Annotated in this window: 21 protein-coding genes; 5 read left to right on the top strand and 16 right to left on the bottom strand. The window is 31.5% G+C overall.

Annotated features, from left to right (window positions below):
• Window positions 1-18 precede the first annotated feature (18 nt).
• Together Q0807_RS10940 and Q0807_RS10935 are read left to right on the top strand one after the other, a co-directional pair.
• A complete protein-coding gene (locus tag Q0807_RS10940) occupies window positions 19-405 on the top strand; it encodes a hypothetical protein (protein WP_299109696.1) in 387 nt (128 codons plus the stop codon).
• Window positions 406-409: 4 nt separating this feature from the next.
• Complete coding sequence (locus Q0807_RS10935) at window positions 410-1,198, top strand: TerC family protein (RefSeq protein WP_299109692.1); 789 nt, start codon at window positions 410-412, stop codon at window positions 1,196-1,198.
• Between the two features lie 12 nt (window positions 1,199-1,210).
• Here the strand turns inward: Q0807_RS10935 and Q0807_RS10930 are convergent, their stop codons facing one another.
• The 7 genes from Q0807_RS10930 to Q0807_RS10900 all read right to left on the bottom strand — a co-directional run bounded on the left by Q0807_RS10930 (window position 1,211) and on the right by Q0807_RS10900 (window position 11,001).
• On the bottom strand, window positions 1,211-3,874 hold the full coding sequence (locus tag Q0807_RS10930) for a DNA gyrase/topoisomerase IV subunit A (protein WP_299109690.1): 2,664 nt from the start codon (window positions 3,872-3,874) through the stop codon (window positions 1,211-1,213).
• Window positions 3,874-4,347 carry a hypothetical protein gene (locus Q0807_RS10925; protein ID WP_299109688.1) on the bottom strand — a complete coding sequence of 158 codons (474 nt, stop codon included), beginning with the start codon at window positions 4,345-4,347 and terminating at the stop codon, window positions 3,874-3,876. The genes Q0807_RS10930 and Q0807_RS10925 overlap by 1 nt, the downstream gene beginning before the upstream one ends.
• Window positions 4,347-6,203 carry a DNA topoisomerase IV subunit B gene (locus Q0807_RS10920; protein ID WP_299109685.1) on the bottom strand — a complete coding sequence of 619 codons (1,857 nt, stop codon included), beginning with the start codon at window positions 6,201-6,203 and terminating at the stop codon, window positions 4,347-4,349. The genes Q0807_RS10925 and Q0807_RS10920 overlap by 1 nt, the downstream gene beginning before the upstream one ends.
• A 164-nt stretch (window positions 6,204-6,367) precedes the next feature.
• A complete protein-coding gene (locus tag Q0807_RS10915) occupies window positions 6,368-7,264 on the bottom strand; it encodes a DMT family transporter (RefSeq protein WP_299109682.1) in 897 nt (298 codons plus the stop codon).
• A gap of 44 nt (window positions 7,265-7,308) precedes the next feature.
• Window positions 7,309-7,785, bottom strand: a complete 477-nt coding sequence (locus Q0807_RS10910) for an SRPBCC family protein (RefSeq protein ID WP_299109679.1) — start codon at window positions 7,783-7,785, stop codon at window positions 7,309-7,311.
• Between the two features lie 96 nt (window positions 7,786-7,881).
• A complete protein-coding gene (gene ychF / locus Q0807_RS10905) occupies window positions 7,882-8,976 on the bottom strand; it encodes a redox-regulated ATPase YchF (RefSeq protein ID WP_299109676.1) in 1,095 nt (364 codons plus the stop codon).
• A 165-nt stretch (window positions 8,977-9,141) separates the two neighbouring features.
• Window positions 9,142-11,001 (bottom strand): AIPR family protein, encoded by a 1,860-nt coding sequence (locus tag Q0807_RS10900; RefSeq protein ID WP_299109673.1) that lies wholly within the window; start codon window positions 10,999-11,001, stop codon window positions 9,142-9,144.
• A 342-nt stretch (window positions 11,002-11,343) separates the two neighbouring features.
• Here Q0807_RS10900 and Q0807_RS10895 point away from each other — a divergent pair, with 342 nt between their 5' ends.
• The 3 genes from Q0807_RS10895 (at window position 11,344) to Q0807_RS10885 (ending at window position 12,681) form a co-directional block, all read left to right on the top strand.
• Window positions 11,344-11,820 carry an Hsp20/alpha crystallin family protein gene (locus tag Q0807_RS10895; protein ID WP_299109671.1) on the top strand — a complete coding sequence of 159 codons (477 nt, stop codon included), beginning with the start codon at window positions 11,344-11,346 and terminating at the stop codon, window positions 11,818-11,820.
• A 94-nt stretch (window positions 11,821-11,914) separates the two neighbouring features.
• Window positions 11,915-12,145 (top strand): hypothetical protein, encoded by a 231-nt coding sequence (locus tag Q0807_RS10890; RefSeq protein ID WP_299109666.1) that lies wholly within the window; start codon window positions 11,915-11,917, stop codon window positions 12,143-12,145.
• Window positions 12,146-12,165: 20 nt separating this feature from the next.
• Window positions 12,166-12,681 (top strand): hypothetical protein, encoded by a 516-nt coding sequence (locus Q0807_RS10885; RefSeq protein ID WP_299109663.1) that lies wholly within the window; start codon window positions 12,166-12,168, stop codon window positions 12,679-12,681.
• 122 nt (window positions 12,682-12,803) lie between these two features.
• On the opposite strand, the gene Q0807_RS10880 is transcribed toward Q0807_RS10885, so the two are convergent.
• The 9 genes from Q0807_RS10880 to Q0807_RS10840 all read right to left on the bottom strand — a co-directional run bounded on the left by Q0807_RS10880 (window position 12,804) and on the right by Q0807_RS10840 (window position 18,194).
• The gene (locus Q0807_RS10880) at window positions 12,804-13,529 is read right to left on the bottom strand and encodes a LamG domain-containing protein (RefSeq protein WP_299109658.1); all 726 of its coding nucleotides are present in this window, start codon (window positions 13,527-13,529) and stop codon (window positions 12,804-12,806) included.
• A gap of 81 nt (window positions 13,530-13,610) precedes the next feature.
• Complete coding sequence (locus Q0807_RS10875; protein ID WP_299109656.1) at window positions 13,611-14,108, bottom strand: hypothetical protein; 498 nt, start codon at window positions 14,106-14,108, stop codon at window positions 13,611-13,613.
• Between the two features lie 38 nt (window positions 14,109-14,146).
• Complete coding sequence (locus tag Q0807_RS10870) at window positions 14,147-14,518, bottom strand: hypothetical protein (protein WP_299109654.1); 372 nt, start codon at window positions 14,516-14,518, stop codon at window positions 14,147-14,149.
• Between the two features lie 124 nt (window positions 14,519-14,642).
• On the bottom strand, window positions 14,643-15,365 hold the full coding sequence (locus Q0807_RS10865) for a DUF3307 domain-containing protein (protein WP_299109652.1): 723 nt from the start codon (window positions 15,363-15,365) through the stop codon (window positions 14,643-14,645).
• Window positions 15,362-15,961, bottom strand: a complete 600-nt coding sequence (locus Q0807_RS10860) for a SatD family protein (protein ID WP_299109650.1) — start codon at window positions 15,959-15,961, stop codon at window positions 15,362-15,364. The genes Q0807_RS10865 and Q0807_RS10860 overlap by 4 nt, the downstream gene beginning before the upstream one ends.
• Before the next feature lie 213 nt (window positions 15,962-16,174).
• Window positions 16,175-16,702 carry a nuclear transport factor 2 family protein gene (locus tag Q0807_RS10855; protein WP_299109648.1) on the bottom strand — a complete coding sequence of 176 codons (528 nt, stop codon included), beginning with the start codon at window positions 16,700-16,702 and terminating at the stop codon, window positions 16,175-16,177.
• 230 nt (window positions 16,703-16,932) lie between these two features.
• Window positions 16,933-17,319: a hypothetical protein gene (locus tag Q0807_RS10850; RefSeq protein WP_299109646.1), complete on the bottom strand. Its 387-nt coding sequence runs from the start codon at window positions 17,317-17,319 to the stop codon at window positions 16,933-16,935.
• A 22-nt stretch (window positions 17,320-17,341) separates the two neighbouring features.
• Window positions 17,342-17,761, bottom strand: a complete 420-nt coding sequence (locus Q0807_RS10845; protein WP_299109644.1) for a hypothetical protein — start codon at window positions 17,759-17,761, stop codon at window positions 17,342-17,344.
• Between the two features lie 10 nt (window positions 17,762-17,771).
• Complete coding sequence (locus Q0807_RS10840; RefSeq protein WP_299109642.1) at window positions 17,772-18,194, bottom strand: GreA/GreB family elongation factor; 423 nt, start codon at window positions 18,192-18,194, stop codon at window positions 17,772-17,774.
• Between the last annotated feature and the right edge of the window lie 9 nt (window positions 18,195-18,203).

Here is an 18,203-nt window from a genome sequence, read left to right as displayed (position 1 = left end):
TTTGTAAAAAGAATAAATATGAAGGTGTTTTCAACCCTATTAATATTAATACTACTCACAAGCTGCTACTCTGTTGAACGGAAATGTTCTGATTTTAAAACTGGGACATTTGAATTCACTTATACCTTAGATGGTATTGAACAAACAACAAAATTTAAACGAACAGAAGATTTTAATATCGATTACCACGAAGGCAAAGCTGATTCATCATCTATACGTTGGATAAATGATTGTGAGTTTATACTCAAGAAGCTACACCCAACTAGTAATTCTGAAAAAGACGCTATTCATATGAAAATCTTAAACACAACAGCAAATTCATACACCTTTGATTACAAACTAGCGGTAAAAAGACCCAATAAACCTTTAAATGTAGAACACGGTGTTGCAAAAAAAATAGATTAACATTATGCTTGATTTTCTATTTACTTCAGATGCTATAATGGCATTATTAACTCTAACTTTCCTGGAAATAATTCTAGGTATAGATAATATTGTCTTTATTTCTATTGCAGCAAATAAACTACCAGAAGAACAACGAAGTAAAGCGACCAATATAGGGCTCTTATTAGCCATGGTACAGCGAATTATCTTGCTGTTTTTCGTATCTTTCTTAGTAGGACTTAGCGAACCATTTTACACTATAGAAACATCATGGCTAACTATTAAGATTAGCTGGCAAGCTGTAATTCTATTTGTAGGCGGATTGTTTTTAATCTATAAAAGCACAACTGAAATAAGAGAAAAAGTAGAAGATCCAACGCATGATGAAGATGAAGCAAAATCAAAAGTAATAAAGTCACTTAGCAATGCCATTGTTCAGATTGTAATAATAGACTTTATATTTTCAATAGATTCTATTCTTACTGCAGTTGGTATGACTAATGGATTGCATGAAAATCACAATTACACATTAGCACTAATGATTATTGCCGTAATGATTTCTATTGGTATAATGATAGGTTTTGCAAATCCAATACGAAAATTCATAGACTACCATCCTAGTATTCAGATTTTAGGACTTGCTTTCTTAATTTTAATTGGTTTTATGCTAATCACGGAAGCAGCACATTTATCTCACACTGAATTATTTGGAAAATCCGTTGGTGCAATTCCAAAAGGCTACTTATACTTCGCAATAGCGTTTTCTTTATTAGTTGAATTTTTGAATTTTAAAACAGTTAAAAAGAAAGATTAAAAAACAATCCTTTTAAAACAAAGTCACCTGACCTTGATCATCCGTATCTAAATCATCGTCATCATTAGTCTTTTCATTTGTTGATTTTTCCGAATTAGAATCGCTCATTGAGCCTAAATCTACAGTTTCCTCATCAACCACTTCTAAATCATCTGCATGTACTTCTTCAGGAGCCTCATAAGGTAAAGACTCCAACAAACTAACCTGATTAATTTTATCTTTAGTCAACTGATTTCCAAGAGCATTAATACCTTTTACCGAAATGAATTCTTCAAGATTAACTTCTAGATTTGGCTTGCGCTCTTTTCCGCGTTCCTTTGTAAATTCCACTTCTGCTATTGGTCGCCAATCCGTTGAAACAATTTCTAATTGAGAATCTGCATGGTCAGAAATAAAAGACTCTTCTTTCCCTTCTTGATCTATTAAAAAACGCTTCACATAATAACGCTCTTTCTCACCATCATAATAAATTGCTGAAATTGGTTTATTAGGAATCCATTTTTCCATAACAATCATATCACTATCAAAATGTGCAGTCAATTCCGGAATTATTGTTTTCACTATTCCAGACTGGCTAATAATTAGCAATCTATCCTCTCCTCTAAACTCTCCGATTAACTCACCTCTTTCATCAACATTTAAACGCTGTACAGTGTCATCAAACCAAATTCTTCTTGGCTTCAATGTAGAAACACCTTTTTCTTTTAACTCTACACGCTTAATAGCATATTTTGTAACAATATTTCCTTTTGAAGCTCTACCTTTTATAAGTACGTCTGCAAAATCTAAATCCCATTTCAATTTCTTAATACTACCTACTTGACGCAATGAAATTGAAACAACCTCTGCTTCTCCATTAGGATTTGCTGAGAAATACCATAGAGCAGAACCTTTATTTCCATTTGTGAGGTCGTACTCTCTATCTCTAGTCATACTAGTAACTGCAAATCGCTTCACGTAAGAAGGACCGCCTTTACCATCACGATAAATCATATTATAAATAGTACGCTTGTCTTTTTTCTTAAAAACAGCAACATGTATTATATTCTTACCAATAAAGGTTTTAGAATCTACTTTTGTCACCATCATTTTTCCATTATTTGTAAAAACAATGATATCATCAATATCACTACAATCACAAACATATTCATCACGTTTTAAAGCTGTACCAATAAAACCTTCTTCTCTATTTACATAAAGTTTTGTGTTTCTAATAACCACTTTGGTTGCGTCAACATCATCAAAGATTCTAATTTCTGTTTTACGCTCCTTACCTTCGCCATATTCCTTTTTTAATCTTTCGAAATAAGCTATAGCATAATCAATTAGATTCGCTAAGTGATGTCTTACTTCAGCTATTTGATCTTCTAAAGCATCGATTTTTTGTTGTGCTTTATCAATATCAAATTTAGAAATACGCTTAATTCTAATCTCAGTTAAACGTGTAATATCTTCAACTGTAATTTTTCTTTTTAAATGTTTTATGTGCGGTTGAAGGCCTTTATCAATGGCTTCAATAACACCATCCCAAGTTTCTTCTTCTTCAATATCACGATAGATTCGTTTCTCAATAAAAATACGTTCTAAAGACGCAAAGTGCCATTGCTCCTGAAACTCACCTAATCGAATTTCTAATTCACTCTTTAAAAGTTCTACTGTGTTATCCGTTGATCGACGTAACATCTCTGTAACTCCAACAAAATAAGGTTTGTTGTCTTCAATTACACAGCCTAAAGGTGATATTGAAGTTTCACAATTTGTGAATGCATAAAGTGCATCAATCGTTTTATCTGGTGACAAACCAGAAGGTAAATGAATTAAGATTTCAACTTCTGCTGCTGTATTATCTTCAATTTTCTTAATCTTAATTTTCCCTTTATCATTCGCTTTTAGAATCGAATCAATTAAAGACGACGTTGTGGTACTAAAAGGAATCTCCGTAATAACTAAAGAATTTTTATCGCGTTGCGAAATCTTTGCTCTCACTCTAACCTTTCCTCCTCTTAACCCATCGTTATAATTAGAGAAATCTGCAATTCCTGCTGTTGGAAAATCTGGCAATATTGTAAATCGTTTGCCTTTTAAATGTTTTACAGAAGCATCAATTAATTCTATAAAATTATGTGGTAAAATTTTAGTTGACAAACCAACTGCAATTCCTTCGCCTCCTTGTGCTAAAAGCAACGGAAACATTACAGGTAAATTTATAGGCTCTTTACGTCTCCCATCATAAGATGCTTGCCATTCAGTAATTTTAGGATTGTAAACAACATCTAAAGCAAACTTAGATAATCTTGCTTCAATATAACGTGAAGCTGCAGCACGATCACCTGTTAAGATATTTCCCCAGTTTCCTTGGGTGTCTATTAACAAATCCTTTTGACCAATCTGCACCATGGCATCAGCAATACTTGCATCACCATGTGGATGATATTGCATGGTATGACCAACAATATTTGCTACTTTATTATAGCGACCATCATCTAAATCTTTCATAGAATGCATAATACGACGCTGCACTGGCTTAAAACCATCTTCAATTGCTGGTACAGCACGCTCTAAAATTACGTAGGATGCGTAATCTAGAAACCAATCCTTATACATTCCGGTGACCTTCTTAATTGTTTCTTGGCTACCGTTGTCTTCATTTAATAACTCATCATGTTCTTCTGCCATTATCCTAGTTTAACTTTTTTATTTTCTTTAATAATCTTTTTTAAAGACTGCCTCACGTACTTTGTTTTCTTTTTCTTTAATAATGTCATATTGAACCGCACCTTCATAGAACTGCCCTCACTGTTTTTTACAGTCAACACTAAAGATTTAAAGACCAAATAATTATATATTTTAAAACCAACCACCTTACGCTTCGGGATTTCTATTTTATGCTCCCTATAATTAACAAAATCGGTTAGTATTAAACCTTTATTTTTAATTATAAGATTAGTTCCATCACTATCATACTCAAAGAATCTCGCAATAAAATATACAATTAATACAGCCACAAACAACCCAATAATGATATGAAACAAATGACCATCAAACATCAATATAGGCTTAAAAACCGTTGCGAATAAAATCGCAAATAACACCAAAATAAAATAGATGGAAATAATTGTATTTTTTATAGTCCTGTTATCCGTTCTCATTATGCTTCCTCTACGACATCGAGTTCAACCTTAAGATTATCAATAATAAATTCTTGACGCGTTGGTGTGTTTTTTCCCATATAGAACGATAGTAAATCTTCAATAGACATGTCCTTATCTAACATCACAGGATCCAAACGAATATCTTCTCCTATAAAATGAACAAATTCATCTGGCGAAATCTCACCCAAACCTTTAAATCGAGTGATTTCTGGTTTTGGCTTTAACTTTTCCATAGCATCACGTCGTTCTTGTTCAGAATAACAATAAATCGTTTCCTTTTTATTCCGCACTCTAAACAATGGTGTTTGCAGAATATATAAATGCCCTTCTTTAATCACTTCTGGGAAGAATTGCAAGAAGAACGTAATCAGCAATAATCTAATGTGCATACCATCGACATCGGCATCTGTTGCAATCACTACGTTATTATAACGTAAATCCTCAAGTGATTCCTCAATATTTAAAGCTGCTTGTAGTAAGTTGAATTCTTCATTCTCATAAACAATCTTCTTACTTAACCCATAACAGTTTAAGGGCTTTCCCTTTAAACTAAAAACCGCTTGTGTATTAACATCTCTCGATTTTGTAATACTACCAGAAGCCGAATCTCCCTCTGTAATAAACAGTGTGGTCTCTAAATTTCTTTCGTTTTTAGTATCTCCGAAATGCACACGACAATCTCGCAATTTCTTATTGTGAAGACTCGCTTTTTTAGCTCTGTCTTTTGCTAATTTTCTAATTCCAGATAATTCCTTACGCTCGCGTTCTGCTTGCAGAATTTTACGTTGGATTTTTTCAGCTGTGTCTGGGTTTTTATGTAAAAAATTATCGAGATACTTCTTTACAAAATCATTAATATAGGTTCTAACGGTTGGCAATTCGCCTCCCATATCTGTAGAACCTAATTTGGTTTTGGTCTGACTCTCAAAAACAGGTTCCATTACTTTTATTGCAATAGCAGTTACTACAGACTTTCTAATATCTGAAGCTTCGTAACTTTTACCATAAAATTCTCTAATTGTTTTAACTATAGATTCTCTGTAAGCGGCTAAGTGCGTTCCACCTTGTGTGGTGTTTTGACCATTTACAAACGAATGATATTCTTCGCTATACTGCGTTTTACTATGTGTTATGGCTAATTCAATATCATCACCTCTAAGATGAATTATTGGATATAGCATATCCGTTTCTTTAATATTTTCGGATAATAAATCCTTTAAACCATTTTCACTATAATATTTTTCGCCATTAAATACTATGGTTAATCCTGGATTTAGATATACATAGTTTTTAAGCATTTTAATGACATACTCATTTCTATACTTATAATTTTTAAAGATGATTTCATCTGGAATAAAACTAACCTTAGTTCCTTTTCTTCGGCTTGTTTCGTCTAAAAGTTCTTGATTGGTAAGATTTCCTTGTTCAAATTCTGCTGAAGCCGATTTGTTATCTCTTGTAGATTCAACTCTAAAATAAGATGATAACGCATTAACTGCTTTTGTACCAACACCATTTAAACCAACCGATTTTTTAAAAGCTTTAGAGTCATACTTTCCACCTGTATTCATCTTAGACACCACATCTACAACTTTCCCTAGCGGAATTCCACGACCGTAATCTCTAACTATAACGCGTTCTCCTTGAATAGAAATCTCAATGGTTTTACCTGCTCCCATCACAAACTCATCAATAGAGTTGTCTAAAACTTCCTTTAGAAGAATATAAATACCATCATCTGGAGAGGAACCATCACCTAATTTTCCGATATACATACCAGGTCGCATTCGGATGTGTTCTTTCCAATCGAGTGAGCGTATGTTATCTTCGGTATAATTAGACTGTTCTGACATAGAAATGGGTAAAATTTTTAGATGGAACGCTAATATAATACTATACCGCAAAAAATGAAATACGGAATGAGTAAAGTAATTAACAATAATCTATATAATTCTGTTGAGAACATTGATAAACGCTACTATTGAATGGTAAAACGCTTAAATCTGAATAAAAATCCTTAAGATTTTTTACTTTTTGAAATTAAAAGGATTCCTGAAATCACTACTAAAGTTCCTATTATCTGAAGCGTTGTTAAACTTTCATTTAAGAAAATAACTGCTAAAATTATGGTTGAAATTGGCCCAATACCTGCAATAACCGCAAAGTTAGATGAATTGATTAATTTAATAGAAATAGAGACTAAAAACGACGGAATTACAGTGGCAAAAACGGCAATGCACAAGCCTAAAACATAGACTTGCCAAGGGTAATTGAAAATCTCAGTTTTAAAAAAAAATCCGTAATGAACAAATACGCAAACACAAGACACCAACATCGCATAAGCGGTAAAACGCATCACTCCAAATCTAGGAATCAACCAACCACTACCCACTAAATAAGATGCGTAAGTAATTGCACTAAGCATTACAAAAAAGCCACCTAAATACGTGTTATCACCAGAAACAGAAACTTCACTACCAAACGTAATTACTATACCTATATAAGTGATTAAAATAGCTAATTTTTGAAGTTTCGTTATCGGCTTTTTTAAGAATAACTTATTAAACAGCAACACTATAGTTGGGTAAACAAATAAGATAATACGTTCTAAACTGGCTTTTATATATGTGAGTCCTACAAAATCGAAATAACTCGCCAAATAGTAACCTACAAACCCAAAAAACACCAACCATAGATAGTCTTTCTTTTGCACATCTTCTTTTTGTTCCTTTCTGTAGATATACGCAATAACCATATAAAACGGAAACGCAAATAACATACGCAACAGCAACATGCTTAGCGCATCAATATTATATTGATAGGCTAACTTCACCATAACTGCTTTAGAAGAAAACAAAACAATGCCTAAAACACCTAATAAAATACCGTAAATAAAAGTTTCCTTAGATTTCATATATTGAAATTAGACTAGTCTTGTTTTAATAACAAATTGATAATTTATGAGTTACGACGTTCAAGCTCAACAATCGCTTCTGCTTGTGTTTTTAATAGCTTATTTCTAGTGTTTAACAAATTCGCCATGTATTGTTTTAGAAAAAGTACGTTTGCTAATTTACCAAGAAGACCAAAAGGTGATTGAAAATGAAATTTATCAACCATTACGGTTTGTCCATTTTGATGTGTAAAAATATGCTCGTGCTTAAAGGATTTAAAAGCGCCAGAAACCATTTCGTCTGCAAAATAAGTTGGACTCTTAAATTCTGTGATTTTTGAAGTCAGTTTTTGTTTAAAACCAAAGTGTGTTGCTTCCCAAGTGACCCATTCTCCTAATTCTATAAAACCAGAGGTTTTACCAGCTACAGCACGTTCATTAGAATGTGCCATAGAATCTTTGTGAAAATCAATATTACGCGCTAAATCAAAACAGGTTTTTATATCTGCCTTAATTAGGGTTTTGATTTCTATAGTTGGCATTTAATTTAGATTATGAAATTGCCACGTCCTTTGTCCTCACAATGACATAACACGTCTTGATTCTTACTTTTAAAAGCAGACCAGTCCTTGTTCTCTTTAAACGTTAAACAAGAAATGCATTACATCGCCATCCTTAACAACGTAATTCTTCCCTTCTACTCTCATTTTACCAGCTTCTTTTACTTTAGCTTCACTTCCGTATTCTACAAAATCATTATAAGCAATAACTTCTGCTCTAATAAATCCTTTTTCAAAATCGGTATGAATAACGCCTGCAGCTTGTGGTCCTGTTGCACCAACATTTACTGTCCAAGCTCTAACTTCTTTTACACCAGCTGTAAAATAAGTTTGCTGATTTAAAAGTTTGTATGCTGAACGAATTAATTTTGCCGAACCTGGTTCTTCTAAACCAATATCTGCTAAAAACATCTGACGTTCTTCGTAGTCGTCTAATTCGTTAATATCTGCTTCTGTACCAACAGCCAAGACTAAAACTTCCGCTTTTTCATCTTTAACCATTTCTCTTACTTTATCTACATAAGCATTACCTGTAGTGGCAGCACCTTCATCTACATTACACACATACATAACTGGTTTGTCTGTAATAAATTGAGATGGTACCACGTAATCTTCGTAATCTTCTTCTGAAAACTCTAAAGCTCTTACCGAAATACCAGCTTCTAAATTTTCTTTTATTTTTAAAAGTATCGCTTCTTCTTTCTGCGCTTCTTTATTACCAGTTTTTGCAGCACGCTTTACTTTTTCTAATTTCTTATCTACAGTCTCTAAATCTTTTAACTGTAATTCCATATCAATAGTCTCCTTATCTCTAATAGGATCTACAGAACCATCAACATGCACAATATTTTCGTTATCAAAACAACGTAATACGTGCAAAATAGCATCGGTTTCTCTAATGTTAGCTAAGAACTGATTTCCTAAACCCTCACCTTTAGAAGCCCCTTTTACTAAACCTGCAATATCAACAATCTCTACAGTTGCTGGCAATACACGTTCTGGATTTACTAATTCTTCTAATTTCTCTAATCTTGGGTCTGGTACATTTACCACACCAATATTAGGCTCTATAGTACAAAACGGAAAGTTGGCACTCTGCGCTTTAGCGTTAGATAAACAGTTAAATAAGGTTGATTTTCCTACGTTTGGTAATCCTACAATTCCGGCTTTCATGAGATATTATTTTTGCGAGTGCAAATGTAAGTAATTCGTGGAATAGTTGAGTTAAAAGTTTTTGGAATAATTACAAAGTGGTTTTTGGGTTGTGCTTATCGTTTAAAGTATGGTGCGTTTACAGCCCAGAGGGTTCATATGCACTATACATAGTGTTGTGTACTGTTATTTTTTTTTTAAGAATTTTTCAATCATTTTATTTGTCCCTTCCTCTGTGTAGTAACTTTTTGATTTAACTTTGGTTTTTTCAGCTGTCTGCTCAATAAAGAAGTCAAAATGTTCAATAGATAAGTCGCAAATCTTCGTCATTATTTTATCAAATTTGGTTTTTGATTCTGCTAAATTTTTGATTCCGGTAATAATTTTATCAGGAACATTTTTCTTGTAAATATCCACTTTTGTGTGGAATTCGTTATCTATTGATATAAAGAGTAATAATAGGAAATGGTGTCTTAAACTTAATAGATATGGATACTTAGACCTTAAGAATCTATCCAAATAATTAAAGGCAAGTGAAGAAATGTAATATGACCTTAAATCTTGTTTTGTTTGACCATTATTTTTTGTTCCTAAGAAATCTTTTTGTTTCAGCATTTCTCTTTCAAAACCGCCATATCCAACAGTTAATCTATGCGGAGCAACGCCGAAAGATGAATAATAGCTTCTAAATAAATCGGTAGTTTGAATTTTATAGGCATTCCCAACTTCAGGATACTGGTTAGATAATCTTTCATAATACAACCTATCTCCACTTCTAACTTCATTATTAAACATACCTTGGACAGCTTTAGCTTCATCAGTAATTGAAATGAGCTGAATTGTTTTTACATCATTTGCTGTATTTGCAGTTTCAGTTATAAGAGATCTTAGATCAGTGTTTCCAGTGATAATAATTTTAACAGGAATGTTCAAAGTTTTTAAGTATTCACTTGTGTGTGTATTTTCTTTAACCCATTCATATATGATATTAGATGTTTGACACCCGTTAATAATTGAAAATGCTTTTATTTCTAGGTTCCCGTTTTGAGGGTTAAAATGCTTGGAATGAGCCGTAATTGTAATACCGTTATGTAGAAGATGGAAAATATCATCATTTACTGATAAACTATTAAATATCTTATTATTGACACTATCTTCTCCGCCAAAACCTTCGAAATATCGAATATTATCAAAGAATACGTCATCTAGATCACCATCTTCTGAGGTAATCAGGTCATTAACTTCATTTAGGTTGAGATAACCAATGAAGCACGTAGCTTTTTCATTAGTTATTTCTATAAAACGATCTTTTAGGTCTTTAACTGGATAATCACGCTGGTTTGGTGCTAGTATTCCTTCAAGCTTTTCTAGATATTCTTGACCTGATTTTATTTCGATATCTACATTTGAAAAAATGATTGACTTTAAGTCCTTTTTTTGCTTGGCAATTGCAGTACTCCATTGGATATTAGAAATTGTCCTTTCAAGAGTTCTGTTGTCTTTGTTTATAGCACATATTTTTACAACTAACTCTAGGTTATGTTCTTTTTCACAAACCTTCTCAAACAGAAACCTGACTGATTGTACTTGCTTATTAGAGTGCAAGTCAGATGGTTCTTCATTAAAAATATCATACACAGCATCACAAACACCTTTGAACTTATCTAATTCTATTTTTGATGATTTTGATTGAATGAATATAAATTTTGCATCAATTTTAGAAGATTCATCAATTATTTCGATAATTCGATTTTTCCAATCTATAAAGAAGTCTGTTTCATTTTTTTCAGGGAAACCAATAAATTGATTATTTAATACAACATATAGACCATCAATTCCTCTCATATCTCCAGTAGAAATTGATTTGATTTCCTCGCTATCAATTACTTTTTGTAAAGTGTAATATTCGATCGAGTTTACGAAATACTCATATTTTAAAGCTTTACGATGCGCTTCGGATTCAGAATTATTACCTAGAATAGAATAATCTATATCAGGAAAGTGATTATTTATAAATGTTTCAATTTTTTGATCTATGCTTGCCATATCTGGTTTTTGTAATTGTGCCTAACTTTAATGATATAAGTCCATTTCAATGACTCATCTCAACCGATAAACGAAGTTACCATTTAAAAAACAGAATTGCTATACGTAGATCTACGTATTTTTCGCACAAATAAATCTTAGTAACTAAAATGTCAATTTGACATTTATTTGAGTGAAAAAATGTCAATAATTCTGAGAATTTGGCATTTACTCATCTTGTTTTTATGAAATTTTTGCATAAAAAAGCGATGAATTCATTTTGGTATTTAATTTGCAAAAGTTGTTGTGAAGTCTATTAAGATTTCAATTTTGAAATAATGTTTAATTTAAAATTTTGTAATTATGAGCAATTTAGTAAGTGTTCCTAAAAACGGAAGTTTGTCAAACAATAATTCAAACACAAACTTCCCTTCTGTACCTAATTGGTTAGAGGATATCTTTAATAGAGATTTGCCTTCTGTATTAACTTCTAATTTTAATACAGGCCTTTCCTTACCTAAAGTTAATATTAAAGATACAGCTGATGCTTTTTTGATAGAAATGGCTGTTCCTGGTTTTAAAAAGTCGGACTTTAATATAGACCTAGACAATGAGGTGCTGTCTATCTCTACAGAAACAAAAGAAGAAAACGAACAAAAAGAAGATAACTATACACGTAGAGAGTTTGGTTATGCTTCGTTTAAAAGAACCTTTAACTTACCCGAAACTGTAGATGATGAAAAGATTAATGCCAATTATAAAGACGGTATTTTAAGTATTCTCTTACCAAAAAAAGAAGAAGCAAAACAAAAGCCAGTAAGAAGTATTAAGATCACTTAATTGTATCACTGAGGTTTTATTAGGTTTAGAGTGTGAGGTTGATTTTTCAGCCTCACCTCTACTCTTATACTACTAATTTAAATATGATTGTGTTATGCCAAGAAAGTTTGCACCTGGTGATTGGGTAAAATTAAAAGGGAGAGCTTCCGCACCACAAATGAAAGTACTAAAATATATAGCAAAAAAGGATGCTGTTTTTGGTTTGATTGATACTGATACCTATTTAAAGTGTGTTTGGTATAAAAATGGTGAACGAAAGTTAGAAGTTTTCCATCAGAATAGATTAATAAAAATGATTAAAACTGGTGGTTTGTTTAAAACTTAAGGTTTTACAAACCTCATAAGATGTTTAACGTAAAACTTAAAATGATGAAAAAACATATTTTATTATTAATGTTATCTTTTTTGAGTGTGAGTTGCAGCGGACAAAAAGATAATGAGAAAAACAAAGACCTAAAAAAAGAAGAAAACCAAAGTATTGAAGTGCCTAAAGGCGATTGGAAAGTTGAAAAAGAATTTGATGAAAACGGAAATTTAATTAGATATGATAGCATTTACTCATGGTCTTCTGGTGGTAAGCTAGATGATTTATCGCTAACAGAAAGAGATAGTATGATGCAGTCTTTTAAATCTAAGTTTTTCTCAAACTTTTCGCATTTTGAGAATGATGGCTTTGACGCTATTTTTTCTGAAGACTCGCTATTTAGCAAGCGTTTTTTTAATAACGATTTTTTTGGAAGTAGTTTTGGAAAAGACTTTATGGATATAGACCAAATGCGCCAACAAATGATTGCGAGACAGCGCGACTTTTTAGAAAAATATCAGTCCGAATTTATAAAACCTAAAGATGATGACAATTAAAGTTCTCGCACTGCTTAAAAAAATGCTGTAAAACCGCTGATTGTAAAATTTTCACTTAACAAAAGAGAGCCAAACTCTATACTAAGCTGGCTCTCTTTAATATTTATTCTATTTTTATATAATTAAAACCAAAGACTATTATATAGTTCTATTACTTCTGATTCACTTAAACCAGAAGTATAAATTCTAACTTCATCAATAATGCCTTTAAAGGTATCACTTGGCAAACCTAATCTTGAACCAATTAGCAAAGGTGACGAATTTGTGTTTTTTTCACCGTCGATAATTTCAAATCCTTCAAGTTCTCCGTTAACATAAAGAAACATCTTTGAATCTTTAAAAACTCCTGTTATTAAAAGCCATTCGCCTATCTCATAGCCTTGTTTTCTAACTTGATTTAATGTTTCTCCGTTTTCAGTAGTAAGGGAAAAAACAATCTCACCAGTTCCTGAAAAACTAACACCATAAGGCCAAGAACCTGTTCCGTTTGTATTAGTTCCTTTTCTAATAATAGTTTGAGTTTTAATTTCCTCTGGTTTAACAAGTGCAGAAATTGTAAAATCATTAGATAAATTTAATTCTTCACTGTGAGCAATTTCTATGACATCATCAACACCATCAAAGAGGAAGGCACTGCTTTCATAATTACCAATATCTGAAGCTAAAATAGCACCTTCAACAATACCGTTATGATCTAAGCTCACTTCATTAAGCGCATTATCGCTAAATGGATAATATGCTAATAGATTTTCGGGATAAACCTCAGTGGTTGCCAAGTCATCATTATCTGTGCAAGAGGAAAGCGTTAAAAGTAATAATAGTCCAAAAAGTAAAAAAGTGTTTTTCATAATTGATTAGGTTTGTTTAGTTCTAAAACCTCACATTTATTATGCCACTTTGTTGATTTTTAGCTAAAATAATTGCATGTTTCAGTCCTTAGCTATTTTACAAATTCTGAATGCAAGCTGAGATAAGACTTCAATTGTCAAATTCTTATTGTACTCAAAAAAATCATTAATATGATCTTGCCACAAACAAGCAGGCATACCAAAGACTACACTTTCTTCTATTAACTCATCATTGTTATAGAATAATTCGGTTTCTTTAAAAGCTTCTTCCATTTTATTCTTCCCTGAGCTTTTTTCTATTATTCGGATAAGATATATGCTATCATTATCAGAATACAAGGTTATTGAAAGTTCAGTTCCGCTCTTAGGCAAAAACACTTCAGATGTAATTCTCGTTTTATATTTCCAAATCTTAACTTCTGAACTATCTAATTCAAATTTATTAATAAAATTTAATTCATTAGTATCTTCATCAGAAACAAAAGACTTATCAATAAGCTTCTTCATGGCTATGCTATCCATTTGAGAATAGCTCACAACTGTATTAATTAACAATAATAAAGTGAAGATTGTTTTCATCTTTTACAAAACCTATTGACCTTTATTCAATTAAACAATTAATTCACATTTTTAAAAGTCGGATGGTTCTCTGTAATAGTTCCTACACCTTTTTTATTCACTTTAAAAACAACATCCTTAGTTGTGCTAAATAACAAAACAGATAAAAATGAAGTTTTTAAATGCGATTTTATAATCACTAATGCCTCTTCTAAAGACATCTCCTCTTCTATATCTTCAGTTTCTCTTGGCCTAAAGTTATATTTAAGCAATACTCTAAAATCATCATCTGCATAAATTGGTCTGAGAAATATATTTTTTAATTCGGGTTTACCTATGGTTTTCGCCATGGTTAATTTCGCAAAAGTCTCTTCTTTAATGCTTTCCTTTACTTGTTCCCAGAACTCTACAAAAACGTCTTGGTATGTCATATACTTTAAATAATTAGTGGCTAATGATACTGAATTTCCGGTTAAGGTTTCAATTAAAATATCTTATTTTTTTGAGGTGCTTATTATATAAGGTAACACCTTAACTCTTAATAACAAGTTTTCTTTACTCTTTTACAAATTGGAGTAAAAATTTAAATGACAATCCTATAGCTATTGCTAAACCAAAACTAATTAAAGTGCCTATTAGTATGTACTCCGTTAACTTTCTATCTTTTGCTCTGGATAAATCACCAAATCTAAAAACAGATTTAGCTGCAATGAGCAATCCTATGGCACTCCATTGATTTAATAAAATAAAGCTAAATACAAAGAGACGTTCTAATATACCTATATATTTTCCGGCGCTTTTTAGAGAGTCTTCAGAATTATCTTCTTCTAAATTCCATTTACTCATTACCATTTTCATAATAATTGCAGATACAAATGAAATTAATAATAGCGCGAGTATAAACAATAGTGATGTTTTTGAATAAAAAATGTCAACATCTAATTTATAGGGTTCTTTAAAATAGACCACTGCGCCTATGATGATGACATGAAGTATTTGATCAGCAAAGAACAACCATCTTGTATTAATTTTGCCTTCGAGGCTGATCTTAATTAGATCAATAACGAGATGACTGATAACTATGATTATAAAATAGGGTAAAAAGTACCAGTTAAATTGAAATAACACAAGTAGCGCTATAAAATGAACTAAACCATGTAGATATAAAAATTTTGATTTGTGCTTATTAATTGCTTTATCCTTTACCCAACTGTCTGGCTGTAAGACAAAATCGCCAATGATATGAGCAATTAAAAATTTTACGATTAGTACCATCATAGCTTAGTGATTTTAGCTTTGTAAAAATTATTCATAGTCATTATTTCCTCAAATCCACCTCTTTTTAGAGCTTCACTAATACTACTTTGAGACTTATGAAGAAGTTTAGCTATGGTTTGTTGTTTTTTTTCTGAATTTTCTATTGCTGTTTTAATAACGTTAGCGACTGTACTACTCCAGTTATTTGCAGTTAACAGCGACAAACTAAGCATAATATTAATGGATTCGTTTAAATCGTTATCTGTTGTTTTTATGGCCAAAGTTTGCTTTTTTAAGGACTCAAAACAATCTCCAGACATTATATAAGCAGAACCATTAGATTCTGTTATTTTAGGAGACGTATATTTTTCTTCTCCAATGCCAATTGCCATTCTAACATCTTGCGATTTTAGTTGTTTAATTGTTGCTTTAATATGTATAGCTGCCAGCAATGCTTTCTCTGGAGCTAGTGATAGCTGAAAACTATCACCTCTAAAAATCTCCCAATCTTTTGGCTCTTTACCATAATAATTAAGTATCTTTTTAAGGGAATTTAACCAATTCTCCACCTCTACGTCTCTAGAGTTAATAATATCTCCTGTTATTACTGCTATCATTTTTAGGACTTTCTAACAAATATATCGGTTTTTCTGCCAATATGCAATTTTATCGTCTTTAGAGCCGATATTTGTAATTATCGGATTTACAGCAGATACTAAAACAAGTTCTTATAAACTGTAATAGTCCAAGTCTGTTGCGCTACATACAAAAAAACCTAAGCCAAAGACTTAGGTTTTCAATAATCAATTAAGGGATAACAGGAAGGTGTTTTAACTCTCTTCCACTTTTAAAGGCGAATGATGCTCACTAACAATTTTCCAGCCTTTATCTGTTTTTACAAACAAAATCGTCATTTGGTCGTTTACAACCACTAACTTTTCTCCAAATTTAAGATGAAAATCAGTATGCATAGTCACATTAGCTACATCACCATAAACGGCAATATGCATATCGTTGGCATCGAATTTTACAATTTCAGTAACTGCACCAAAGGTATTACGCTCATATTGCTCATTTTCTTCACTTCCATTACGCAATGCACCATCTTTAAATTCCGTAAATTTTGAACTATATGCATGAAAAGATATCAGCGTATCCAAATCGCCATCTTTAAGACTTTGCACTATAGCTTCCCATGTTTCCATTATTTCTTTTTCAGCTTCCGGAAACTCGTCATTGATTAAATCAACTTTAACCTCCTCTACTTCTACTATCTCAACTTTTTCTTCTTTTTGTTTACATCCTAAAGCTACAATTGAGAAAATCAGAAGGAATACAAATGTTATTTTAGCTTTCATAATTTATATTTAATTGATTAACAAGGAGTTGAAGTTATATAAAATAAAATAACTTCAGCATACGTACAACTACGTATTTTACTTAAAACCAATTAATTAACTATTAAAAAAGCAGAATAAACACAAAAAATCCCAAGTCTAGGACTCAGGATTGTTTAATTAAACGTTTTAAAATATTGTTTTAAAGCTCATTATTAAGTGAACACAAGTAAATGTTTATTGATTTCTAATTAACGTTGATACTTTCTAACTATTAAATAGAATTGATTTTTAAACGCATTATAATCCTCAAAAAGCTTGTTATAAATGGCACGTTTCTGCTCATGCAGTTTTAATCTGCTATAATCATATTCTAATTTTCCGTATTCATATTCCGTTTTAAGTTCTTGCTCGTATTTACACAAATTCGCCATACTTAAAACATTCTTTCTACGGATAGCTTGTATAGTACCAGAAACAGAAGTATTTTTTATGAGCTGTTTTTCAATGACAGAAAAATGGTCTAACTCACTATTAAAACACTCCATAGCATTAATCCATGAATTTAATTCATTGAAATCTTTTTGAATGCACAGTCGTCTATGCACGTCTATTTTATGTTGCGAAATTGAAGTCAAATGCGAATTAATATATAATAGATTAGTGCGATTTTAATAGTGTAAATTTACCTTGTATTTTATTAAAAAACCCATCCTTTAACCTTCTATATTTATCTAAATGATATAAATAACTTCTTCTATAACTTTCGTGCTCTGTAATATAAACCATATCACATTGTGTGTCTTCACACTCTACAATATGAGCTCTAGAGTTTCCATATTTTTGAAGTGCTTTTAATAAGGTTTCGTTTTCAATTTTCTTCTTATTAAAGCGCTCTTGCACACTCTCATCATTTAATTTGTTCTTAAGGTCTTTAGTACAAATACTTATTAAATTGTTCAATTCCTTATTTATGTATTCTAGATGATTGATCCAATTATCTAATTCCATAGTGTTGATTTTGTGAGTAACATCAACATTAGAATCATGATGAAATATTTGGGTGTTTAAAGTTGTCATGTTTTCTAATTTAAATTACTAAGTCACTATTACTAAAAGCTTCTTCTTCTTGAGACACTTCTGTAATTTTAATCTGCTGCTTACCGTTTGGAAAATCCCATTCTATAACATCGTCTGTAGAATATCCTATTAATGCAGAACCCATTGGTGTAAGCACCGAAATTTTATTCTTAGTGACATCTTTATCCATAGGAATCACGAGTTGCACTTTCTTTTCTATACCATTTTCAAAAACTACAGTAACCTTACTATTAAACCTTATAATATCTAAAGGCACCTCTTTAGCATCTACAATATGTGCTGTTTTAAGCTCGTCAGATAGTTTCATTAAGCATTTTTGAGTTTCATGATCTTCTGCATAACCAGATATGTTAAGTATACGTTTTAAGTATACATATTCTTTCTTTTCAATTATTAAACTGCCGTATTTCATCTCTACATA

Origin of the sequence: uncultured Winogradskyella sp. (genome assembly GCF_947495255.1) — a bacterium.
In the GTDB taxonomy this organism is placed as follows: Bacteria; Bacteroidota; Bacteroidia; order Flavobacteriales; family Flavobacteriaceae; genus Winogradskyella.
This window is presented reverse-complemented; position numbering and strand designations above follow the sequence as displayed.